The following is a 25,254-nucleotide window of genomic DNA, read 5'->3' on the forward strand; positions in this document are numbered from 1 at the left end:
AATAACAATGAAAAAATATAATATAAGGTATTTTGCAATGATTGTACTTATGCTATTGGCAAGTACAAGTTGTGACGATTATCTGGAAGAAAATTCAATCTCATCTCAAACAACTGAAAGTTATTATATGGATGAAAATGGATTTGAAGATTTGGTAAAATCTACATATTCTTTATTGAGAAATATTCACCAACAACGCGACTTGGTATTTCTTGGCACAGATGTATTTACCAGTAAAGGCTGGAATGAAGCAGGTAGTGGTGCCGCAGGCGGTGTTTTAAATGTGTACGATATTCGTTTTACAGCATCAAATAGTGCGGTGTCGACCTTGTGGAATTTATTGTACAAAGAAATTGGAAGAACCAATACGGCAATTTCACGTCAAGGAGACATTGTTGGCATGGATGAAGATTTATTGGCAATCCGCGTTGGTGAAGCTAAATTTTTACGTGCTTTCTGTTATTTCTATTTGGTGCAGCAATTTGGCGATATTCCAATGCCTTTGGTAGAAACAACAACAGCTACACGCGAAGTAACTAAGTTTACGGCTACTGAAGTTTATACACAAATAATAAAAGATTTAAGCGAAGCCGAATCAGTTTTGCCAACAAGCGACAATACAGAGTACGGACGTGCTACAAAAGGTGCGGCTCAATTTCTGTTAGCTCGTGTGTATTTAACTCGCGGATGGAATTATGACAATTCGTTGGGTGGTTCTGCAGCCGATTTCGACAAAGCAGTGGAATATGCTGATAAAGTAATTAGTGCTTATCCTTTAGAGCCAGAATACAAAAATCTGTTTCCATTGCACGCTGAAAATCCTTTGGAAGAAACATTCCCCGATCAGGTGGATAAAAATGATGAGATTGTATTTGCGGTTCAATACAGCGATGATGTACTTTCGTATGATGGAGGAAATGATTATCACTCAATATTTGGTGGAAGCGCCGAAGATATTCCGGGGTCGTTAGGAAGAACAAGTGATTATAACCGTCATGCTGTTGGTAATTATATCACAACTCCTGCCATGTATCGTTTATTCGATCCGGAATTGGATAATAGATATAAACATAATTTTGTTGAGGCTATGTATGCTTTATCAGATGTTAACGGATTTGTTCCAAATTTAGACGATCCAAATACTACAATCGATATTGCTAAAGGAGATACAGTACTTTATTTCCCTCCATGGAATAATCCTGCCAGTGATTCGGAAAAAGGTATGGATGTTGGTGGCTCAAAACCTTATGGGGTTCTTAACGTTGATGAAATTGGAATTACCGAGGGAACTCCTTTCCACCGAGAAAATTACAAAACACCATTGATGTGGAAATTCTGGCAACCAGGAATTGAATATGATGATGCAATGGGAACTTTAGATTACGTTCTTTTCCGCTCGGCTGAGACTTATTTAATTGCGGCAGAAGCTATGGTTAAAGGAGCATCGAATGGTAACCTGGGCGATGCCGATGTATATTATAATAAAGTTGTAGACCGCGCGCTTGGAACAAATGCTGGTGCAGAGCCCAAATGTGCTGCAGCCCCAGCTGACTTGAATTCTTTAGATGCAGTTTCGTACCGAGCAAAGGGAAACCTCGACATTGATATGATTTTAGATGAAAGAGCTCGCGAATTGATGGGGGAGTATTGCCGCTGGTTCGATTTAAAAAGAACAAGCAAATTAATTGAACGTACTAGTTTAATGAATCCATGGACAGCTGCAATTGGTCAAATGCAAGAATTTCACAACCTGCGTCCAATTCCGCAAACTGAAATTGACCGTTCGATTCCTTCTATTTCTCAAAACGATGGATATTAGATAATAAGAATAAGATTTTTGATAGGTTTAGTTTAGTTAAATAACCCGGGTATATGCATGCATATACCCGGGTTTAAACTGCTTTTGCTTTTTCATTCTTATTATGCCTCATTATTAACCTGTTCCCTTTCTTTTAATTACGTACTATGAAGACGGCGAAAAATATTATAAGCTTAGTGTTCTTGTTTACAGCCTTGTTTGCAATGCAGGCCTGCAATTCAAATAAAAACATTTACATTTTTGCAGGCGACAATGCTTCACAAGCAGAGCTATTAACAATTCAGCATCTTAAAAGCGATTTAAATAAAGTCATCGGGAAAAATATTACCGTATTAAATGCAGGTAGCCAACTTCCCGAAAAAGGATTGTTTTTTATAGTCGGCACACAAAATTCAAACGAAATAATTGCTGATTTATCTTCGAATAAAACTATTGTATTGTCCGATGGTTTTCCGGGAGAAAGAGGTGGTATTTGGGCAAAAATCAAATTGGATAAAAATCAGGATGCAATTGTGCTGGCCGGAGGCGATGTGCAGGGAACACAATATGCTGTTTATGAATATTGCAAAGAAATTTTAAATGTCGATCCGCTGGCCTACTGGAATGGCAATGCCCCAAAAGAAAATCTTAAAACAGAGCTCCTGAATTTCCAAAATAAAATAATTCCTCCACCCGAAATTCCCATCCTTTGTTACTTTGAAAACGATGTGGACGAATTGGCCAATATAAAAGAACCCAAATTAGAATACGACTGGAAGAATTATACGGAGATGATTAACTCCCTGGTTCGTATTAAATACAATGCCATTCAACTTTTCGACATGCTGGGGCGCCCCGAGTTTTTCCTGCGCCCCTCGTATAAAAAAATACGTCCCGATTACGATGTTCGAATTTCGTATATCGATAGTATGATTAATTATGCGCACGATATGGGGATGATGGTGCAAATTGATATGGCACTGGGCTACAAAATAAAACCTATGGACCAGGACAAAGCTGACTGTTGGGAAAAAAACAAACAAGACTGGATAGATACCTGGAAATATTACCTGGAAGAAACGCCCCTGTCAAAAACCGATATTTTTATTCTTCGTCCGCGCAATCAGGTGTGGGACTGGGAATACAAAAGTTCGTGTGGCGAAGATAAAATTGATGTGTTTAACGAAGTATATGCTGAGCTGGGCGATTTAATTGATAAATATAAACCCGGGGCAAAAAAAGTATTGATTTGTTACCACGATGGCATGGAAATGTTTAACGCCGATTTTAATCCGCCCAAAGACTGGATTATTGCCTGGAGTGACGACGGAAATGTCGATTTTGAGTTTTTACCGGAAAGTACAAAAGGTTACGATTTTGGAACCTATATGCATGCCGGCTTTTGGTTAAACCATACCATTCATAATCCATATCCCGAAAAGATTGATTCGGTAATGAAACAGATGGTAAATGATTATGGTGCCAATAAATATTGCCTGGTAAATGGCCAGCAATTCCGGCCATTTTTATTGAACCTGGAGGCATTTTCGAAAGTTGCCGACAATGTAAATGCATTTAATGGCGAACAGTTTTATATAGACTGGGCCACAAAATATTTTGGAGAAGAAGCTGGTACATGTGCCATTGAATCCATGAAAAAACTACACGAAGCTCAATACAATCGTTCGGGTTATGTACTTCATTTGTGGGAAATTCGCGAAGCTATAGCCTATTTGTCCGATGGTCCAATAGTACGCCCCGGAAAAACCACTATTCCGGTTGAGTATTACATGGTTGAAAGCGACTACGAACAGCGCGATGATCGGATTTCAATTCTGAAAAAATCGTTGGCTGCGGCAGAAGAAGGTATGGAGATACTGGGTGTCGACAACATATTCTACCACGATTATATTCTTTTGCCGGTACAAATTTATGTCGATTTATTAGCTTTCGAAGGGCAGTTGCATCAAATGACAAAAGCCAAAAAGCAGTTCGAAGAAACCGGCAATCCTGATTTCCTGAAACAAGCAATTGAACGAGTTGGCCCTGCACGTACAGCCTTAACTACAGTTTACGAACGTTCTGTTAATGGCGATAAAAATCCGACATGGAAAGGATGGTACGATCCTAAAAATCGTCGTCCTAACAATGGTTTTCCTACCTTTGAAATGTTGGATACAATTGAAGAGAATTTGAAAAGTAAACTTTAGTACAAAAAATATGAGAACAGGTAAAAATCTCCAAACAAAAGTTTTTGGATTAATTGCAATTTTATTTTTTTTCGCGGCCTGCGAAAAGAGTACAGAAAAAGAACCTGTAGAAAAGAACCTGGTAGATCTGGTGTATCCGCATTTAGATTCTGAGAACTCGCGCTGGTTCTTTTTTTCTTCAGCATGTCGTCCGTTTGGTATGGTAAACCTTAGTCCCGATACCCAAATTGGGGGCGCGTGGGGGAGTGGTTACCGTTATCTTACCGATACGGTTAAAGGTTTTAGTCATATTCACGCCTGGCAACTTTCTGGTCTGTCGGTAATGCCGGTTGCTTTAACCGAAAATAATAGCGAAACTATTTTTACCGATTTCTATTCGCATTTTAGCCACGAAACCGAAAAAGTACAACCTGGATATCATTACCTCGAACTCGATCGTTATAAAATTACTGCCGAAATAACCAGTACAAAACGCGTTGGTTTTCATAAATATAAATTTAATGGCGAAGGAAAAGCAGCATTATTGTTGAATTTGAATACCGTACTTGGGCCGTGCACCAACGAAAACGGACAACTTTCAAAAACGGGTGATAATACTGTTGTTGGAGAAGTTACCGCTGGGGCAACAATCCGTCGTCCTAAACCTACCAAAGTATTTTTTCAGATTGAAAGCGATACCAAAATATCAAGTGTAGAAAATGATGAAGCAACGGGAAATTTTTTGGTTGTTTTTGACGAGCAGGCCGACGAGGTTTTATTGAAAGCTGGAATTTCATACACTTCAATCGGGAATGCCGGGAAAAATATAAGTGCTGAATTACCTGGATGGGACTTTGATCAGATTGTCAGCGATTCGCAGGACGAATGGAATGCCCTGTTAAATCGTATTCAAATTGAAGGCGGAACAGAACAACAGCAACGACGTTTTTACACCGATCTTTGGCACGGATTACAAGGTCGCCGTACTATTAGCGATGCAAGCGGAGCTTACCCGGATTATACCGGTGAAGAATTTCGTGTTGGCCAGTTACCGTTAGATGAAAATGGAAATCCAAAATTTAACCATTACAATTCCGATGCATTCTGGGGGGCGCAATGGACAATTAATACACTTTGGGGGCTGGTTTATCCTGAAATTATGGACGAGTTTGTTCAGTCGATGATGGTGTATTACGCAGATGGCGGATTGGTTCCACGTGGCCCGTCAGGTGGAAATTATACTTATGTAATGACAGGTTCATCAGCCACTCCGTTTATAGTTAGTGCTATTCAGAAAGGCATTGTAACCGAGAATCTGGAAGAAATTTATCTGGCCTTGAAAAAGAATCATATGCCCGGTGGAATTATGGAAAAAGCGGGATATGAGCACAAAACCAACCTGGGTGGTGGACTGAAATACTACATTGAAAAAGGATATGTTCCACATCCGATCCCCGAAGGTAAGTTTGGCTTTCACCAGGATGGAGCCAGCCTTACCATGGAATATGCTTACCAGGACTGGACATTGGCGCAGTTGGCAAAAAAGCTGGGGTACACCGAAGATTACAAGTACTTTATGGCGCGTTCAAAAAATTACAAAAATGTGTATGATAGCGAAAGCACTTGGATGCGCCCGAAAGATGTTAATGGAAATTGGCGGGAAAATTTTGATCCCTATGAATACGAAAATGGATTTAACGAATCAAACGGGGCACAATCAACCTGGTTTGTGCCACACGATATTACCGGCCTGGCCCAATTAATGGGAGGTAAAGAAAAAGCGGTGGAAAAATTGAATTCGCAATTTGAAACAGCAGAAAAACTGGGTTTTACCTCGGGTGGAGCGCACGATCAGGAGCAACATCCTGAATATCGTCGTATTCCTGTGAACTATGGTAACCAGCCTTCAATTCAAACCGGACATGTATTTAATTTGCTCGATCGCCACGATTTATCGCAATACTGGATTCGAAAAGTGGTAGATAAAGCCTTTAGCGGACTCTCTCCTGCAGCAGGTTTTAATGGCGACGAAGACCAGGGATTAATGGGAAGTCTATCGGTGTTGTTAAAAATTGGTTTATTTCAAATGAATGGCGGCACCGATGAAAACCCGGAATACCAGCTTGGCAGTCCAATCTTTGATAAAATTACTATTCAGCTGAATCCTGATTATTATACAGGAAAAACATTTACCATTACTGCAAAAAACAATGCTGCTGCCAATGTTTTCGTGGATAAGGTTTTATTAAACAACAAGGCGGTTGAGAATTTCAACATCAGCCACCGTGAAATTACTGGCGGGGGTAGTTTGGTGTTGGAAATGACTTCAGAAAGCACAAAATAATTTTAAAAAGAAATTGTTAGACATGAAATTGAAAGCAGTATTTTTTATCGGAGTTTTCATTTTAATCAACAGTGTTGTTTTTGCCCAGTTAAAAAACAAACCCCACCTTGAAGAGGATTTTATGGACATGGGCTTCGGTATTTTTATTCACTGGAGCATGGACTCGCAATACGGTAGCGTAATCAGTCATTCCATGGTGGGAGCTTCTGAAGAGTACCTGAATAAGTACATGAATGATTTGCCTAAAACTTTTTATCCTGAAAAATTTAATCCTGATGAGTGGGCCCGCTTGTTTAAGTTGGCCGGAGCCGAATATGTGGTTTTTACTACCAAACATCACAATGGCTTTTGTATGTGGAATACCAAAACTACTGACTTTAATATAATGAATACCCCGTATGGAAAGGATATTACCGGGATGTTGTTTGAATCGTTACGAAAATATGGATTGAAGGTGGGGGTTTATTTTTCGCCTGAGGATTTTAGCTTTTTACATAAGCAAGGCAAAGTAATTTCACGAAAAGGAGAAGGAACACAGGTTACCGATAATCCGGAATTATTGGAGTACGATAAAAAACAGATTGACGAGTTGTTCAACAATTATGGTCCGATTGATATGGTGTTTTTTGATGCGTTTAGTACAAAACCTCTTGTGCAGTGGGTGCATGAGAAATACCCTGATATAATTGTAACCAGAGGTGAAATGCAAACCCCCGAACAGAAAATACCAAATGGCCCAATGCCCGGCCCCTGGGAAACTTGCATGACCATGGGTACGCAGTGGCAGTATAAACCCACTAACGAAGTCTACAAAAGTGGTACAGATGTAATTAACAAACTAATTGAAATTCGGGCAAAGGGGGGGAATTTTTTACTGAATATTGGCCCAAAACCCAATGGTGAAATTCCAATAGAGCAAGACGAACGTTTGCGCGAAGTGGGACTCTGGATGTTTGTTAACAATGAGGCAATAAAAGGAATACGCCCAATGAAGGGTATGATAAAAGATGGTGATATTTGGTTTACCCAAAACGAAGAGGAACAGGCGGTATATGTAATTATTACAGGTGAAAAGGATTGGTTTAAAGGTTTTAGAAGAAATTTTTTATTGAAAAACCTAAAGGCTACCCCGCAAACACAAGCATCGGTGTTGGGGCAAAACGATTTGGTGGTGGAATACTGGCCCGAGAACAATCCGAAAACAAAATTTGAGCAACACAATGATGTTTTAGAGATTTCGGTTAGCCGCGCCCATCGTTTATATAACGATAAAATTTGGCCCAACCCGGTAGTTGTTAAATTTATGAATGTAGATGTGATTAAATAAGAAAACAAGGCCGTTTTTGCATGTAAGGACTGTTCATAGTTAAATTTAACAGCCTCTTTTCTATTGTTATCTCCTTTCATTAAGCAAAACCAGCAATTTAAACTTAACATTTGGGTTTAATAAGAAAATGTTTTTAAAAGGTTGTTTCAGAGTAGGTTATTGTTGATTGGTAAGTTCTGGCAAGCATGTTTTGTAGTTCAGTTCTAACCAACTTCAAGAAAAAACAAAATAATTCTTAAAAAAATTAAAAATTTGTGTCCCCTTTTTAATTTATTCTCCTCTTATTAACGAATAAGCGAAGAAAAAAGAATGGAATTATACAATCGACTCATAGAAAATCCTTTGTTTTTTAAGTGGATTTATCACCCCACTCAAGAGATTGAATCCTATTGGAAACAATATCTGGAGGCCAACTCAAAAGAAGCACAGGCAATTCTTGATTTTAAGGCCCAGTTTGAAAAACACCTCCAATATAAAAACGAAACACTTTCCGAACTCGAGAAAAAAGCACTGGCGAAAAAAATAATTAAACAACTGGAAGAAGCTGACAGACAGCGTAATCGTTTTGCGTTTATGCGTGTGGCATTGCGATATGCCGCAGTAGCCGTTATCTTCCTTTCTATTGGAGGTGGTGCAGTATATTATTACATGCATGAAGACAATATTCAATACGCCATGGAAAGTTTTACTGTAACGCAAAACATCCAGGAACCGGTACTTATTCTCGACAACGAAGAGCAGATTCCCCTGAATAATGAGGAGTCGGAATTGGAATATTCAGTTGATGGAGCCATTCGTATAAACCAGAAGGAGCTCGTAGGTAATAACATTGATGCTACGGCTCCCAAAATGAACACCTTGGTTATTCCATACGGCAACCGTTCAACCATTAATTTGTCTGATGGCACCAAAGTATGGCTTAATGCAGGTAGTCGCCTTATTTATCCATCAAAATTTGTAGACAAAACCCGCGAAGTTTACCTCGTTGGAGAAGCCTTTTTTGATGTGGAAAAAAATGCCGACCAGCCATTTGTTGTAAAAACCTCAACATTGTCGGTAAAAGTCTTGGGAACTAAATTTAATGTTTCAGCCTACCCCGAAGATAACACTATACAAACAGTATTAACCGAAGGAAGCGTTGAAATAATTGAATCAAGAACAGGTTTATTTAATACAGGTGTGGTTTTAAAACCCGGGCAGTTGGCTTTGTGGAGCAAAAGCACTGAAAGTACAAAAGTATACACTGTTGATACCGACTACTACACACTCTGGACTGAAGGTATTTTCAGTTTTTCAAATACCGATTTAAATCGAATTATTAAAAAACTGGAACGATATTACAACATTCGTTTTGATTATGTAGACCCATTGGATGGAACCATAAAAATTTCGGGTAAGCTGGATGTGGCAACCAATCAGGACGAGGTGTTTGAATACCTGGAGGTATTAACAGGTTTAGATTTTATAAAAATAAACGAATGGAAGTATTTAGTTAAATAAAAGAGAAACCGGAAAATGGTGGCACATTTCCCGGTTTTAAATACCATTTAAATAACAGTATTTACAATCTAAAGTTGAACAAATTTATGAAAAAAAATTGGTTGAGCGATTCCCTCGATCCGGGATCGCTACAAAAAATGAGTAAAGTTATGCGAATCGTTTTTATCCTGATTTTTGGTTTTTCAATGGCAGTGAGTGCAGAGAGTTATGCACAAAAAACACGGATGGATATTGATATGAAAAATTCAACTATCCTCGAAGTTATTGAATATGTGGAAAGTAACAGTAAGTTTATTTTTCTGTACAAAAATGAGGATTTGGACGTAACCAAACGTGTAAACCTAAAATTGAGCGATGCAAGCATCGACGAGATTCTGGATGTTATTTTTGAAGCAAAAGACATTCAGTACGAGATTTACGATCGTCAGATTGTAGTGAAAAAAGCTGAACAAACAGCATTAGCAGTTGATCAGGGTAAACGAGAAATAGCAGGTGTTGTAACCGATGTTGATGGTGAGCCCATACCGGGTGTAACTGTTATGGTTCCACAAACTTCTGTTGGAACGGTTACCGATATTGATGGTAAGTTTAACCTGGCAGTTCCGGAAAATGCAGAAAGCCTGCATGTTTCATTCGTTGGGATGAAAACACAGGAAGTTGCCCTGGCCGGAAAAACAACCTTTACCATTGTTATGGAAAGCGAAATTGCCGGCATCGACGAGGTTGTTGTTGTTGGATATGGTGTGCAGAAAAAAGTAAACCTAACAGCTTCTGTATCACAGGTAGATTCAGAGATTATTGAAAACCGTCCTGTTTCCAATACATCTCAGGCTTTACAAGGTGCAGTACCTAACCTGCAAATATCGAATACCAGTTTTGGTGGTGAGCCGGGAGCTGACATGGATATCAATATCCGTGGTTTTATGACAAGCGGCGGAACAGGTAGTATTGGAGGTGCCAGCCCGCTTATTTTGGTCGACGGTGTGGAGATGTCAATGAATAATATTGATCCTGAAGATATTGAAACAGTTTCGGTTTTAAAAGATGCTGCAGCTGCGTCGATTTATGGTTCGCGGGCTGCCGGTGGTGCCATTCTTATTACCACGAAAAGTGGTAAAAGCATGCGCGGAGGAATGAAAATTGCTTATTCAAACAACTTTTCATGGGCACAACCAACAATTTTGCCCGAATCGGTTGATGCTTACACTTTTGCATTGGTAATGAATGAGGCCCGAGCCAATATCAACAGTAATCCCTGGTATACCGAAGAGGAACTTCAATGGATACAAATGAATATAGAGGAACCGGGAAGTGCACCTTCGTTGGTTGCCAAATCTAATGGCCTTTCCTGGGATCAGTCGTCAGCAGGTCTGGGTGCAACCGGAGCAACCGACTGGAAAGATTTTCTTTATAAGGACTGGGCTGCGCGTCAGAAACACAATGTAAATTTTAAAGGCGGAGACAAGGAGTTGAACTACTATATCTCAGCTGGTTTCTATGATGAAGGCGGTTTGCTTGAGGTTGGCGATGAATCCTATCAACGCTACAACCTGGATGCCAAAATTGCATCAAAACCTTACGATTGGTTAAGCTTTGAATTGTTAACCAAATTTGTAAAAAGCGAAGATGAATTCCCGATTAGCTACGCGCAAGGTACTTATGCCCGGCAAAGAGGCCAGGTTTTAGACTTAATGACTAAAATTAAGCCTACATTACCAACTGTTGATCCTTTTGGAGAACCGCTTGTTCAGGCTTATTATCCACTATGGAAAAATCAGCGTACCGAGAACGAGAATAACCAGATAGTGTTACTTCCCCGTGTGGTTATTGAGCCCATAAAAGGCTGGTTGGTAAACCTGGAATATAATTATAAAAGGAACAACAACAGAAGGATGAACACAGCCATTCAAACGGAGTATTATTTGCCAAATGGTACCATTACAACTACTCCATCGCAGGCCGCTACCGAAGTTGCTCCAACCTTATTTACCAACGAATATTTCTCGCCAAACTTGTATACCAGTTATACCAAATCAATTAAAGACCATAACTTTAAAATATTAGCCGGATACCAGAGCGAGTTGTATGAATCGTATAATTTAAGTGCCGAAGCAAGAACTTTGCTTTCCGACAATATTCCTTCCATCTCAACTTCAGTTGGAGAACAAACAGTTGATGATGCAATAGCACATTGGGCTACGCAAAGTTATTTTGGAAGATTAAACTACGATTACAAAGGGAAATACCTTCTTGAAGTAAGCTTCCGCAGAGATGGTTCATCGCGATTTGAAGACGGTTCGCGTTGGGCAGGATTCCCTTCTGTATCGGCAGGGTATAATGTGGCGAAAGAAGATTTCTGGCCATTGAAAGAATGGGTAAGTACATTTAAGCTTCGTGGTTCGTTTGGTACCTTGGGTAACCAAAATGTTTCAAACTACTTATACGTACCAACAATGAGTGTTGGGCAAGGTTCTTATTTGTTTAATGGCGAATGGAATTACGTTGCCAATGCACCTGATTTAACCAGTGTAAACTTAACCTGGGAAACCGTGGAAACTACCGACTTTGGGTTCGATGTTTCAGCACTTAAAGATAGGTTAGTGGTTAATTTCGACTGGTACCGTACCGATATTAACGACATGGCTGCACAGGGAGAAGCTCTGCCTGCTGTTTTGGGTACTTCAGCACCGTTAACAAACATTGGTATTACCCGTATTCAGGGATGGGAAACTGAAATCTCATGGAAACATAAAGTAAGAGACTTTAACTACAATGTTCGTTTCGTTCTTTCAGATTACAAACGTACTATTGAAGAATATCCAAATCCAACACTTTTATTGTCTGATTATTATTCAGGAAAAGATTTAGGCGAAATTTGGGGCCTTGAGTGGGACGGATGGTTCCAGTCAACGGAAGAAGTGGCAAATTACGAAATTGACCAATCATACATCCGTGGTGGAACATGGAATCCTGGTGATACCAAATATGTTGACCAAAACGGAGATATGGTTATTGACAGAGGTACCAATACCCTTGGTGATTCAGGAGACTTTGTTGTTATAGGAAACCAGACCCCACGATTTCAGTACGGTTTAAATATCGGCTGCGATTGGAAAGGCATCGATTTCAGTATGTTTATTCAGGGCGTTGGAAAAAGAGACGTGTTAATGTCGAACCACCAACGTTTCCGCGGACCGGCGCAGGGACCTTTCCATGCCATGGTTTTTGAAGAACATTTAGATTACTGGAGAGATGAAACAAGTGCTTTAGGTGCTAATACCGATGCGTACTTCCCCAGGCCATATGCACAAAATCCGGGTAATAATAACAGAAACTACCGCTTTGCAGTTGATCGTTATGTGCAAAATGGTGCATACATGAGATTAAAGAATGTACAGATAGGATATACGCTTCCGAAAAACATAAGTCAAAAAGTAATGTTGGATCGTGTAAGAGTTTATGTATCAGGTGAAAACCTTTGGACAAAAACAAAAATGATGATGTACGATCCGGAAACAGCCGTTGGTAACTTTGGTAGTGCGTACTCTTACCCACTGTCGAAGGTAATTTCAACCGGGGTAAATATTTCATTCTAAAACACGTATAAAATAGATTAAAATGAAAAAGCTAATATATTTATTTATCGTAATCTTCTCTTTATCAATTGTTTCTTGCGATGAAGATTACCTGGAAAGGACTCCTTTGGATCAAATTTCGGAACCGGAATTCTGGAAAACAGCAAGCGACCTGAAATTATATTCAAACTGGTTCTACAACAAATTGCCGGGTTGGGCTGGCGTTGGTAATGGTTTTTCAGCCAACCCCGACAATGGAACAGATGTTTCGCTTTATACTACTGTTCCCGATGGATTAAACGGAAACAACACCGTTCCAACTGCAGCGTCAGGAACCATTTGGAGCTGGGATGAAGTGCGCAGGGCAAACTACTTTTTGGCGAATGTATCAAAAGCAGAAGGTGATGAAGCAAGTATCAACCAGTATACCGGAGAAGGATATTTCTTTCGTGCTTACTTTTATTACGAGTTGTTAAACAGATACGGTGCTTTGCCAATTATCGACAAGTACATTGATAACACTGATACCGATTATTTATACGCTGCAAGAGGTCCGCGTAATGAAGTGGCTGATTTTATTTTGGCTGATCTTGATATGGCTATATCGCTGTTGAAAACAAAAGGCGATTTAAGTGGCGAACCAAGGGTAAGTAAAGAAGTTGCTCAGTTATTTAAAGCACGGGTTGCCCTGTTTGAAGGAACCTGGGAAAAATATCACGCAGGTACCGAATTTGGAGTTTCCGGTTCAGATGGATCAGCTTATTTGCAACAAGCTGCCGATGCTTCAAAAGCAGTAATCGATGGAGGTGCTTTTTCTTTGCATGCTGATTATGGATCAATTTTTAATCAAACAGATTTAAGTGGTAACAAGGAAGTAATGTTGTGGAGACAATACGATTATATTACCTATGGTCGTAGTTACGGAAACGATTCGCAATACTTTCCAAACAGAAGTGGATATACACGATTTGCAGTTCGCAGTTATTTGTGTAAAGACGGACTACCTGTTTCTGTTAGTCCATTATACAAAGGCGACGAAATGTTGGATTCGTTAGAAATAAACAGAGACCCAAGGTTAGCCGCTACCGTTATGGTTCCGGGTGATATTGAAATTATCAACTCAAATGGAGATACCGTATTTTTTAGCGTACCCGAGCTTTCTGGTAACGGCATGTGCCCAACAGCTTACGAAACGCAAAAATACCGCATCTTAAATGTTGATGAAGAACTGAATAATGTATCTAAAGACCTCGCAAAAATAAGTTTCAGGTATGCAGAAGCATTACTTATTTATGCCGAAGCAAAAGCTGAACTGGGCACTGTAAGTCAGGGAGACCTGGATGTGTCGATCAATAAACTTCGCGACCGTGTGGGGATGCCACATTTAACAATGGCCTCAATTACAGCTGACCCTGAGTGGCCCGATTATGGCTATACTTTAACTGATGTTTTATACGAAATTAGAAGAGAAAGATCGGTAGAATTATTAGGTGAAGGTTTTAGAAGCGATGATTTAAGACGTTGGAGAGCGCATAATTTGTTTGTAGGAAAAAGACCCCGTGGAGCCTTTTACGAGGATATCTTAAAAAATGCAAACAACAAGCTTACGAGCGATGAAGAAGGCTATCTTGATCCATACCAGGGGGCGATTCCGACAGGCTACGGTTTTAACCCATCAAGAGACTACCTGAGCGCTTTACCTTCTGATGAACTTGTTTTAAACGAGAACCTTACCCAAAATCCGGGTTGGGAATAAAATATAACCTTTCGCATAGGTTTAGTTTAGTTTGTTAAGTTAAACTAGGGGGAGCTTGTCTCCCCTTTTTTTTCAGAAAAAAGACCGCAAATAAATCGGTTTAAATAAAAAATGGAATGAATATAACCTTTTTAAAAAGCAAAATTCTCCTGCTTTGTTGTATTATTTCTTTTCTGGGAGCTTGTAAAGTGGCCAATAAAGAAAATACAAAACAACCCAATATTTTATTTCTGTTCACCGATGACCAGCGCTACGGTACCATTGGCGAAATGCAACACGACCCGGTGCAAACACCCAACATCGATCGCCTGGTAAAAAGTGGTGTTACATTTACCAACTCTTATATCTTAGGCGCACCACACGGAGCAGTATGTTCGCCGAGCCGCGCTATGCTTATGACCGGTCGTCATTATTTTAACCTGCCCGCCAACGTTTATGCCCAGTGGACAGTTCCCGCTAGCGAACGCGGAAAATGCGATTTTATAACCTTTCCGGAGCATTTTAAAAACAATGGCTACCAAACTTTTGCCACCGGAAAACAACACAATGGTACGCCATGGCTTGAGCGTGGATTTGACCACTGTAAATCGGTGTACCTTGGTGGAATGACCAAACATTTCGGTACACTGGTGAAAGATTTTGAACCAGCTTCAGGTTGGTCGGAACCTTACTCTGACAAAGAAAAATTTTCGAGCGAAGTTTTTGCCGACGCAGCCATCGATTTTATTCAGCACAGCACCGGCGAAAAACCATTTTTAATGTATGTGGCTTTTACCGCTCCACACGATCCGCGCACTGCACCTGAAGCGTTTCATAAAATGTATCCGGCAGAAGAAATGGAGCTTCCTGCTAACTTTAAGCCCGGACATCCTTTTCCTATTGCCGATATGCACATTCGCGATGAGAAACTGGCTGCCTTTCCTCGCACTGCCGACGAAATAAAAAAGCATATCTCGGATTATTATGCCATGATTACTGCAACTGATGTCCAAATTGGAAGAATATTGGACGAGTTGGAAAAATCGGGTAAAGCAGAAAACACCATCATTGTATTTTCTGGCGATAATGGACTTGCTGTTGGGCAACATGGCCTGCTGGGCAAACAAAATTTATACGAACACAGCATAAAAGTACCGCTGATTTTTTGTGGACCCGGTATTCCTGAGGATCAAAAACGCGAAGCTCTGGTATACCTGCACGATGTGTTTCCTACTTTATGTGCGCTCACAAATCTGGAAATTCCGGAATCAATTCAAACCAAAGATATTAGTCCTGTTATTCATAACGAAAAAGAAAAAGTACACGATGCTTTGCAGTTTGCCTATAATGCCTGGCCCGGTGATGTAAAACGTGAAAAAGAAGGTCAACCCTCGGATAGGGGAGCTAACCGCGCAGTGCGCAAAGGCGAATGGAAACTGATAATTAGCAGTAAAGAAGGGATAGAAACTCAACAGCTGTTTAACCTGAAAGACGATCCATGGGAGTTAAATAATTTGGTGAATGAAAAAGCATACACTGCAATAAAAGAAGAATTGATAGCAGAACTTCGAGAATTAATTTCAGAAACAGGAGATCCTGCAAATTTAGACAAAGATGAATTTGGTTTATATAACGAATAATTGATACATGAACCGGAAGAAAAGAGCTCTGAGCTTTCTGCTTCCTTCTTTTAACTTTTTAAAATGAAACCAACTAAAAATAAATCAGCATTAAATAAGATATGTCTTTTTTTTCTGCCGGTATTAATGTTACTGGTTGCCGAAAAAATAAAAGCACAAGACAATCAGGAACTTACGTGGGATGAACTTGCAGGTAACTATGAATGCCCCGGGTGGTTCCGCGATGCCAAATTTGGTATCTGGTTCCACTGGGGGCCTCAGGCAGTTCCCGAGCAGGGAGGTGGCTGGTATGCCCGTCATATGTACATGAAAGATGTAGGCCGTCAGAAATTTGGTAAAATGGCCCGACCTTACCACGAACAAACTTACGGACACCCCTCTGAATTTGGATTTAAAGATGTAATTAACACCTGGAAAGCCGAAAATTTTAACGCCGAAGCATTGGTGAAATTTTCAAAAGAAAACGGTGCGAAATATATTGTCGCTTTGGCCAATCATCACGATCATTTCGACCTTTGGAATTCAACCTATCATGAATGGAACTCGGTGAACGTAGGACCGAAAAAGGATATTATCGGCGAATTTGCAGCCGCAACCCGAAACGCCGGGCTTAAATTTGGTGTAACCAGTCACGACGACCGTTTTCTGAATTGGTGGCTACCGGCCTTTGGAGCCGATGAAACCGGAGAAAAAGCCGGTGTACCCTACGATGGACGCTTGACAAAGGAAGATGGGAAAGGCCTTTGGTGGGAAGGACTCGACCCGGCCGATTTATATGGCCCCGCACCTGAAGACCGAACACCCGAAGTAATTAACGCTATTAAACAAAACTGGGAAAAGCGCCATAAACAATTGGTTGACGATTATAAACCAGATTTATTATACAACGATGGCCTTAATTTTTCGTATGGACAGCACGGCAAAGAGGTGGTGCGGCGCTTGTATAACAATAGCCTGAAAGAGAATGGGAAAATTGATGCCGTAATGCTTCTTAAAAGATTGGAGCCCGGAACGGTAAATGAAGTGGAGTCGGGAGGAAGTAATACTTTGCGTGAATATCCCTGGCAATCGGAAATTACCTTTACCGATTGGTTCTACAAAAAAGACCGCCATTTAACACACAATGCCACTACTATTCTGGAAATGTTAATTGATGCGGTGAGTAAAAACGGAAACTTGTTGCTAAGTATGGAATTAAATCCGGATGGCAGCATACCTTCGGAAATTAAAGAGGAAGTTCTAAAAGTTGGCGACTGGCTAAAAATTAACGGAGAAGCCATTTACGGATCACGCCCCTGGAAAGTATTTGGCGATGGGAAAGGTGTGCGTGGCGAATCAGTAGAAACCGTGGTTGGCGAACTTCGAAATGCCACAGAAAATCAGAAAAAGGGTGAGCATTTTAACCAGCGTACAACGGCCACACCGGCATTTGCCCACGACGAAGTGCGCTACACCACAAAAGGTACAGATTTTTACATTATAGTAATGAATCCTGCAGGCGGCAAATTTGCCATCCCTTCGCTTGGAAAAAATAGTGAGGTTAATCCTGGCGAATTAATTGCCCTTACCCAATTGTACGATGGCCGGGAAATTACCTTCACACAAAACTTTGCAAGTTTGGTAGTGAACATGCCTGCTGTAAACGGGAAAAGCTACCCTGTTGTACTAAAAGCAAAGTTTAAAGACGTGCAGTTTTAATCAGGAAAATCAAGATAAAATGTTGCTACAAAAATCATATTTTCGAAAGATTGTTGGACTTCTTTGTCTGGCTACAATTATTTTTTCAGGCAGTGCACAGGAAACTAAACTTCCTTACCAAGACGAGTGCCTGAGTATTGAAGAGCGTGTTAACGACCTCATTTCGCGAATGACTTTAGAGGAAAAGGTTTCGCAAATGATGAATAAAGCACCGGGGATTCCGCGTTTAGATGTTCCTGAATACGAATGGTGGAACGAATGTTTACATGGTGTAGCCCGTGCCGGCGAAGCAACGGTTTTTCCACAGGCCATTGGTTTGGCGGCTACCTGGGATCCACAGCTCATTTACGAATCGGCAGTGGTTATTTCAGACGAAGCCCGTGCAAAACACCACGAAGCACAACGCAACAATTCCTACAAAAGATACGAAGGTTTAACTTACTGGACTCCCAACGTAAATATTTTTCGCGATCCGCGTTGGGGCCGTGGACAGGAAACGTACGGAGAAGACCCGTACCTGACTGCCCGCATGGGAGTTGCTTTTGTAAAAGGGCTTCAGGGCGACGATCCGGAATATTTAAAACTGGTAGCCACGCCAAAACACTTTGCCGTACATAGTGGCCCCGAGCCGGAAAGACATTTTTTTGATGCTGCCGTTAACGAACGCGATTTCTACGATACGTATTTGCCGGCTTTTGAGGCTTGTATCAAAGAAGCAAATGCCTACTCTGTAATGGGGGCTTACAACCGCACCAACGGAGTACCGTGTTGTGCCAGTCCGTATTTGCTTACCGAAATTCTACGCAACGACTGGGGCTTTGAGGGGTACGTGGTTTCCGATTGTAACGCCATTCGCGATGTGCACGATTACCACAATTTTACCGACTCGGAAGAAGAGGCTGCGGCGGTGTCAGTTCTGGCAGGGTGCGATTTAAATTGCGGTTACCGCTATGCCTATCTTGAAGGGGCTGTTGAGCAGGGATTTATTACCGAAGATGAAATTGATGTATCATTAAAAAGGCTTTTTGTAGCGCGTTTTAAACTGGGGATGTTTGATTCGCCCGAAAATGTGCCTTATGCCAAAATCCCTATGAGCGTGGTAAGCTCAGAAAAACACCGAAAACTGGCGCTTGAAACGGCTCGGAAATCAATGGTTTTGTTGAAAAACGAAAACGAAACATTGCCACTGAAAAAAGATATTAAATCGATTGCTGTTATTGGTCCAAATGCCAATAACCTGGAAGTTTTGCTGGGCAACTACAACGGTTTTCCGGCAAAATACAGCACTCCGCTTGAAGGTATAAAAAGTAAGGTTTCAAAAGACACAAAAGTATATTTCGAAACAGGGTGCGAATTAATTGATACAGCATCTTCTGCATCGCTTATTCCGGCTGGATTTTTGAGTTTTAACGGAAAGCAGGGATTACAAGCCAGCTATTTTAACAACCTCGATTTCTCGGGCAAAGCTCTTGAAACGCGTGTTGAAAAAGGCGTTAACACCAATTGGAATGCTAATCCGGTTAAAGGATTAAACCTAAGCGAATTTGCAGTTAAATATGACGGTACAATTAAAGTAGCTGTTTCGGGAGAATATGAATTGGGTGTGCATGCCAGCGGTGGTTTTCAATTCTCGGTAGATGGTAAAGTAGTAATTGACAATTTTGAAGCGCCCAAACGCAGGTTGTTACTCCAAAGCGTGTACCTTGAAAAGGGAAAAGAATACGCTATCAATATTGAATACAAGCACAAAGGCGTTCCTTCAAAATTAAAGCTGATGTGGAAAACACCGGGTAAATCATCTTACGAAAAAGCTATTGAAATTGCCGATAAATCGGATGTGGTTGTTTTTGTAGGTGGCATTTCACCCGGAGTTGAAGGCGAGCAAATGCGCGTTGATTGGGACGGCTTTGATGGTGGCGACAAAACAAATATTCAACTGCCAACCGTGCAGAAAGAATTAATTAAAAAACTGCACGCTACTGGAAAACCTGTGATTTTGGTTCTGTTAAATGGTAGTGCATTGGCTATAAACTGGGAAAATGAAAACCTGCCAGCTATTCTGGAAGCCTGGTATCCCGGCGAATTGGGCGGAACCGCTATTGCCGATATTCTTTTTGGCGATTACAATCCTTCGGGGCGCTTGCCGGTAACCTTTTACAAATCAGAAAAAGACTTGCCTCAGTTTGTTAATTATGCCATGAAAGGCAGAACTTATCGTTACTTTAAGGGAGAGGCCTTGTATCCTTTTGGTTATGGCTTAAGCTTTACAAATTTCGAGTATAAAAATATTACCTTGTCGAAAGAGAAGATGGCAGCAAATGATTCATTGCAGGTTACTGTTGAAGTAAGCAACAATGGTGATTATAAAGGCGATGAAGTTGTTCAGCTTTATGTTAGTGATGTTGAAAGTGATGAAGTTCGTCCGTTAAAAAGCTTAAGGGGAATTAAACGAATCTCACTTGAACCCGGAAAATCAACAATGGTTACTTTTTCCGTGAAATCAGAAGACCTCGCGTTTTTTGATATTCAGCATGATAAAAAAGTAGTGGAGCCGGGTGTGTTCGAAATAGGAGTAGGGCCTTCTTCGGCTAAATTGACTAAGCGAAGTTTTGAAATTAAATAACACAAAGGGAAATAAAATGTTAGCAAAGTTAAAATCGTTGGTATTGGCGTTTGTTGCTGTTTCTGCCTTTACGGGGTGCAAAACCGAAAAAAGTGAGGCGCCTAAGCAACCCAATATCTTATACATAATGGCCGACGATCACACCGGGCAGGCATGGGGAATTTACGGCGGAATTTTAAAAGACTATGTTTATGCGCCAAATATTAGTCGCCTGGCTGAGGAAGGTTGTGTGTTGGATAACTGTTTGGTGTCGAACTCCATTTGTACGCCAAGCCGTGGTACTATTTTAACCGGACAATACAGCCATATTAACGGAATTAAAACATTGAGTGGTTCGTTGTATCCCGAGCAAAATAACATTGCTAAAGTTTTAAAGGATGTAGGTTATCAAACCTCGGTAATTGGAAAATGGCACTTGAAAAAAGAGCCATCCGGATTCGATTATTATTGTGTTCTTCCCGGGCAGGGGCGTTATTGGGATCCAATTCTAAAAACCAAAGAAAACTGGGAAGATGCACATGAAGGAGGAACAGCTTATGAAGGTTTTAGTACCGATGTAATTACCGATAAAACTATTGAGTGGCTCGAAGGTATTGATAAAAACAAACCATTTATGGCGATGTGTCATTTTAAGGCAACACACGAGCCCTGGGATTATCCCGAGCGTTTCAGCCATTTGTATCGCGATCAGGAGATTCCAATTCCAGGTTCGTTTTACGATCAGGGAGCTGACGATACCGGCCGTTCATTTAAAGGCCAATCGGTTGATAACCTGAAAAAACGTTACCTGCAAGCCTCAGCTAATCCCGACGATACTCCTGGTTTCATGAAGTATCCTGAATTACCTTTTTCGGTTGATGGATTAACAAACAACGACGCACGTTACAAAACCTACCAAAAATATGTGAAAGATTTTATGCGTTGTGGTGCCGCTATCGACGATAATATTGGAAAGCTATTGAATTATCTGGATGAAAAAGGTTTGGCAGAAAACACCATTGTAATTTATACCGCCGATCAAGGCTACTACCTTGGCGAACACGGTTGGTTCGATAAACGGATGATTAACGAAGAATCGGTACATATGCCATTTGTTATTCGTTATCCCAAAGAAATTCCTGCAGGAACACGCAACAACGATATTATTGAAAATGTGGATTTCTCAGCTTTATTTGCCGATTATGCCGGAGCAGCTTATCCGGGCGCAATGCAAGGGCATAGCTTCCGCGAAAACCTGAAAGGAAACACGCCCGACGATTGGCGCAAATATGGTTATTATCGTTACTGGGAACACCAAACCATGCGGCCGGGACACTTCGGAATTCGTGGCGACCGCTACAAGTTAGCTTTCTTTTACGGAAATGGTTTTAAAGCGAATGAATTTGGCGAAGGCGAAGAAACCGGGCGTTACTGGGATTTTTACGATCTTGAAAAAGATCCAAAGGAATTACATAATGCTTACAATGAGCCCGAATATCAGGGTATTATTGCTGAAATGAAAAAGGAAATTCTTCATCAACGGGAATTGCTTGGCGACACCGATGCCGATAATCCGGAGATTTTGGAGATAATTGCAGAACACTGGAACGACTAAGAATTTCGCGCAGATAACGCAAATAATCGCAGATGTATAATTCTTCATCTGTGTAAATTTGCAAAATCAGCGTGCAAAGGTTTAAAAATGAACAAATTAAAAAGCATATCAATTTGGGGCTTGATTTTATCGCTGGCATTCGCGTTTGCCTGTACAAAGGAAAACGTAGTTAGCAAACCCAATATCATTATCATAATGGCAGATGATTTGGGCTATGCCGATTTATCGTGTTATGGCAGTAAAACCATAAATACACCCAACCTCGATAAACTGGCCGCTGAAGGAATCCGGTTTACCGATTTCCACTCCAACGGCCCGGTATGCAGTCCCACGCGGGCAGCACTGCTCACCGGAAAATACCAGCAACGAGTGGGTATTGATGGTGTTGTTACCGCTAAGAGTCATCGTCACGTAGGTTTGGCTCCTGGTGAAAAAACGTTTGCCGAAACATTTAAAGATGCTGGCTATGCAACCGGAATGTTTGGGAAATGGCATGTAGGTTACGAAACAAAATTTAATCCCATCAATCAAGGCTTTGATGAATACATTGGTTTTGTTTCAGGCAATGTTGATTACCATTCGCACGTGGATCAGGAAGGGTACGAAGACTGGTGGACCGGCGATAAACTGGTAAAAGAAAAAGGCTACTCTACCGACTTGATTACAAAACATTCGGTCGGTTTTATCAAACGGCACAAAGACAAACCTTTTTTACTGTATATCCCGCACGAGGCGCCTCATGGCCCTTTTCAGGGAAGAAATACCGAAGCCCGCCGCCAAATAGGAGGAAAAGACGATCCGGGATTTAACAAACGCGACCCGAAAGAAATTGAGGAACCCATCTACAAAGAAATGATAGAAGTCATGGACGAAGGTATTGGTGCAGTAATTAATACATTGAAAGAATTAGAGCTTGATAAAAATACATTCGTTTTCTTTTGTTCCGACAATGGTGGTATTTCACGTTTAGCCGATAATGGCCCACTGCGTGGTTTTAAAGCAAGCCTTTGGGAAGGTGGTCATCGCGTGTCGGCCATTGCCTGGTATCCCGGAGTAATTGCTCCTAATCAGATAAATGATGAAACGCTATTAACCATGGATCTTTATCCAACTCTTGCTGAAATGATTGGGGCTGAAATCCCGCAAAATATTGATGGTGTAAGTTTTAAAAATCATTTGCTGAAAGGCGAGGAGATACCTGAAAGGGATTTGTTTTGGAGTTTCTCAGGAAAAACAGCTTTACGCTCTGGCGACTGGAAACTTATGCGCTTTAAAAGTGCTGAACCACAACTGTTTAATTTGAAAACTGACATTGGGGAAACAACTAACGTAGCTTCTGAGAATCCGGCATTAGTTGAAGAAATGTTAGAAAAAATACGATTGTGGGAAGAGGATGTATTCTTAACTCAATAAGAAACAATATTAATGAACAGACTAATTACGTATACAAGTATTGCCCTGATGATGTTCGTGCTTGGAAGCTGTACGCAAAAAACTTCTAAATCGAATACTTCACAGAGTGGAGTGGAAGGGAAACCCAATGTAATTTTAATAATGACCGACGATCAGGGATTTGGCGACCTGGGGTATTATGGAAATCCGCACATAAAAACACCGGTGCTTGACAAATTTGCTGGCGAGAGTGTGCGTTTCGATGAGTTTTTGGTGTCGCCGGTTTGTGCCCCAACCCGCTCGGCCTTAATGACTGGCCGCTATACCTTGCGAACAGGCGTGCGCGACACGTACCAGGGGGGGGCAATGATGGCGGCTTCTGAAATAACCCTTGCCGAAATATTAAAAGATGTGGGTTATAAAACCGGAATGATTGGTAAGTGGCATTTGGGCGATAACTATCCAATGCGCCCTGAAGATCAGGGCTTCGATTATACCTTGCGTCATTTGTCGGGAGGTATCGGGCAGTGGGGCGACTGGCCCAACCACCTAAAAGGCAACCGAAGCTATTTTGATCCTGCGCTTTTTGAAAACGGTAAAATGGTCGAAAGCCGGGGCTATTGCAGCGATGTTTTTACCGATGCAGCTATCCAGTTTCTGGAAGAAAACCAAACCGATCCTTTCTTTTTATATCTGGCGTTTAACGCACCACACGATCCGCTACAGGTTCCGCAGGAATATTACGAAATGTACAAAGACATTGATCCGGCTTCAGGTTTCGAAAACGACAGCCGCCCTTTTCCCGAGATGAACGAAAACATGAAGGAGAAAGCCCGGAAAGTGTATGCGATGGTCACCAATATCGATGATAATATGGGGCGTTTGTTAACAAAAATGGATGAGCTCAACTTAAGCGAAAACACTTTGGTGATATTTATGAGCGACAACGGACCAATTCCTTACCGGTATTTGGCCGGAATGCGCGGAAGAAAATCATCGGTTTACGAAGGTGGCATACAGGTACCCTGTTTTTGGCGCTATCCCAATGGATTTAAACCCGACCGGGATATTAAGGCTACCGCTTCGCATTTTGACATCTTTCCAACCATTGCCCAATTATGTGGCGCCACTATTCCAACCGACCGAAAAATTGACGGCATAAGTTTGTTGCCTTTGTTAACAGGAGAAGCTTCAGAACTGCCCAAACGTAATATTTGCCGTTACTGGTCACGCCGCGAACCCCGAAAATTCGATAATATGATGATTAGGAACAGCCGGTTTAAATTGGTTGGAAACTGTAGCGAGAATGCCACTATTGACGAATTTGAATTGTTTAGTCTCAACGATCCGTATGAACAACACAATATTGTTGAAGGCCACAAGGAAACGGCAACTGCCTTAAAAACCGACTTAAATAACTGGATTGATGAGCTGCTGGCCGAGCAAAATGCGCTGCATGCTCCGCGAATGATAATCGGAACAGAACATGAAAATCCAAGTATGTTAAACTTAAACGATGTGCATTTTACACCGCACGAAAAAGCGGATAAAAATATTGTTTACTGGGCTACAAAAGCCGCGCAGAGTGGCAGGTATGAGATTAAGCTGTTTTTTAAAAAGCCTATAGCTGCCAGTTGCGATGTTGAGCTATTTATAGGGGAAGAAAAACATACTTTTCATTTTAAAAATCCGGCGAGTGCAAAACTGTTGCTTGGTGAATTTTATATTCCGCAGGGCGAAATAGACCTAATTCCGGCAGTTTTTGTAAACGAAAACAACAAGGCGAATTATGTCATGCCCTTTTATGTTGAGGTAAATTTAATGGATACGAAATAGCTA

13 protein-coding genes are annotated in these 25,254 nt (G+C 41.0%); all 13 read left to right on the top strand.

What is annotated here, in order from left to right; genetic code table 11:
• The first annotated feature begins 7 nt into the window (after nt 1-7).
• The 13 genes from QZ574_RS10015 (at nt 8) to QZ574_RS10075 (ending at nt 25,251) form a co-directional block, all read left to right on the top strand.
• A complete protein-coding gene (locus tag QZ574_RS10015; RefSeq protein ID WP_297089343.1) occupies nt 8-1,819 on the top strand; it encodes a RagB/SusD family nutrient uptake outer membrane protein in 1,812 nt (603 codons plus the stop codon).
• Nucleotides 1,820-1,965: 146 nt separating this feature from the next.
• The gene (locus tag QZ574_RS10020; RefSeq protein WP_297089344.1) at nt 1,966-4,008 is read left to right on the top strand and encodes a glycosyl hydrolase 115 family protein; all 2,043 of its coding nucleotides are present in this window, start codon (nt 1,966-1,968) and stop codon (nt 4,006-4,008) included.
• A 10-nt stretch (nt 4,009-4,018) separates the two neighbouring features.
• Nucleotides 4,019-6,331, top strand: coding sequence for a GH92 family glycosyl hydrolase (locus tag QZ574_RS10025; RefSeq protein WP_297089345.1), 2,313 nt, complete (start codon nt 4,019-4,021; stop codon nt 6,329-6,331).
• A 22-nt stretch (nt 6,332-6,353) separates the two neighbouring features.
• Nucleotides 6,354-7,658, top strand: a complete 1,305-nt coding sequence (locus tag QZ574_RS10030; RefSeq protein ID WP_297089346.1) for an alpha-L-fucosidase — start codon at nt 6,354-6,356, stop codon at nt 7,656-7,658.
• Between the two features lie 309 nt (nt 7,659-7,967).
• Nucleotides 7,968-9,158: a FecR domain-containing protein gene (locus QZ574_RS10035; protein ID WP_297089347.1), complete on the top strand. Its 1,191-nt coding sequence runs from the start codon at nt 7,968-7,970 to the stop codon at nt 9,156-9,158.
• 86 nt (nt 9,159-9,244) lie between these two features.
• Nucleotides 9,245-12,754: a TonB-dependent receptor gene (locus QZ574_RS10040; protein ID WP_297089348.1), complete on the top strand. Its 3,510-nt coding sequence runs from the start codon at nt 9,245-9,247 to the stop codon at nt 12,752-12,754.
• A 22-nt stretch (nt 12,755-12,776) separates the two neighbouring features.
• The gene (locus QZ574_RS10045; RefSeq protein WP_297089349.1) at nt 12,777-14,489 is read left to right on the top strand and encodes a RagB/SusD family nutrient uptake outer membrane protein; all 1,713 of its coding nucleotides are present in this window, start codon (nt 12,777-12,779) and stop codon (nt 14,487-14,489) included.
• Nucleotides 14,490-14,605: 116 nt separating this feature from the next.
• Nucleotides 14,606-16,108 (top strand): sulfatase-like hydrolase/transferase, encoded by a 1,503-nt coding sequence (locus QZ574_RS10050; RefSeq protein ID WP_297089350.1) that lies wholly within the window; start codon nt 14,606-14,608, stop codon nt 16,106-16,108.
• Nucleotides 16,109-16,171: 63 nt separating this feature from the next.
• Nucleotides 16,172-17,806, top strand: a complete 1,635-nt coding sequence (locus tag QZ574_RS10055) for an alpha-L-fucosidase (RefSeq protein WP_297089351.1) — start codon at nt 16,172-16,174, stop codon at nt 17,804-17,806.
• 19 nt (nt 17,807-17,825) lie between these two features.
• Nucleotides 17,826-20,429: a glycoside hydrolase family 3 C-terminal domain-containing protein gene (locus QZ574_RS10060; RefSeq protein ID WP_297089352.1), complete on the top strand. Its 2,604-nt coding sequence runs from the start codon at nt 17,826-17,828 to the stop codon at nt 20,427-20,429.
• A 16-nt stretch (nt 20,430-20,445) separates the two neighbouring features.
• Nucleotides 20,446-22,023 (top strand): sulfatase, encoded by a 1,578-nt coding sequence (locus tag QZ574_RS10065; protein ID WP_297089353.1) that lies wholly within the window; start codon nt 20,446-20,448, stop codon nt 22,021-22,023.
• A gap of 87 nt (nt 22,024-22,110) precedes the next feature.
• Complete coding sequence (locus QZ574_RS10070) at nt 22,111-23,436, top strand: sulfatase (protein ID WP_297089354.1); 1,326 nt, start codon at nt 22,111-22,113, stop codon at nt 23,434-23,436.
• Nucleotides 23,437-23,448: 12 nt separating this feature from the next.
• Nucleotides 23,449-25,251: an arylsulfatase gene (locus tag QZ574_RS10075; protein WP_297089355.1), complete on the top strand. Its 1,803-nt coding sequence runs from the start codon at nt 23,449-23,451 to the stop codon at nt 25,249-25,251.
• The last annotated feature ends 3 nt before the right edge of the window (nt 25,252-25,254 follow it).

Origin of the sequence: uncultured Draconibacterium sp., assembly GCF_913063105.1 — a bacterium.
Taxonomy (GTDB): Bacteria; Bacteroidota; Bacteroidia; order Bacteroidales; family Prolixibacteraceae; genus Draconibacterium.

Coding starts and splice junctions, on each gene's coding strand:
- QZ574_RS10075 (WP_297089355.1), top strand. CDS start 23,449: ATGAACAGACTAATTACGTATACAAGTATTGCCCTGATGATGTTCGTG.
- QZ574_RS10035 (WP_297089347.1), top strand. CDS start 7,968: ATGGAATTATACAATCGACTCATAGAAAATCCTTTGTTTTTTAAGTGG.
- QZ574_RS10040 (WP_297089348.1), top strand. CDS start 9,245: ATGAAAAAAAATTGGTTGAGCGATTCCCTCGATCCGGGATCGCTACAA.
- QZ574_RS10060 (WP_297089352.1), top strand. CDS start 17,826: ATGTTGCTACAAAAATCATATTTTCGAAAGATTGTTGGACTTCTTTGT.
- QZ574_RS10025 (WP_297089345.1), top strand. CDS start 4,019: ATGAGAACAGGTAAAAATCTCCAAACAAAAGTTTTTGGATTAATTGCA.
- QZ574_RS10015 (WP_297089343.1), top strand. CDS start 8: ATGAAAAAATATAATATAAGGTATTTTGCAATGATTGTACTTATGCTA.
- QZ574_RS10065 (WP_297089353.1), top strand. CDS start 20,446: ATGTTAGCAAAGTTAAAATCGTTGGTATTGGCGTTTGTTGCTGTTTCT.
- QZ574_RS10055 (WP_297089351.1), top strand. CDS start 16,172: ATGAAACCAACTAAAAATAAATCAGCATTAAATAAGATATGTCTTTTT.
- QZ574_RS10030 (WP_297089346.1), top strand. CDS start 6,354: ATGAAATTGAAAGCAGTATTTTTTATCGGAGTTTTCATTTTAATCAAC.
- QZ574_RS10020 (WP_297089344.1), top strand. CDS start 1,966: ATGAAGACGGCGAAAAATATTATAAGCTTAGTGTTCTTGTTTACAGCC.
- QZ574_RS10050 (WP_297089350.1), top strand. CDS start 14,606: ATGAATATAACCTTTTTAAAAAGCAAAATTCTCCTGCTTTGTTGTATT.
- QZ574_RS10045 (WP_297089349.1), top strand. CDS start 12,777: ATGAAAAAGCTAATATATTTATTTATCGTAATCTTCTCTTTATCAATT.
- QZ574_RS10070 (WP_297089354.1), top strand. CDS start 22,111: ATGAACAAATTAAAAAGCATATCAATTTGGGGCTTGATTTTATCGCTG.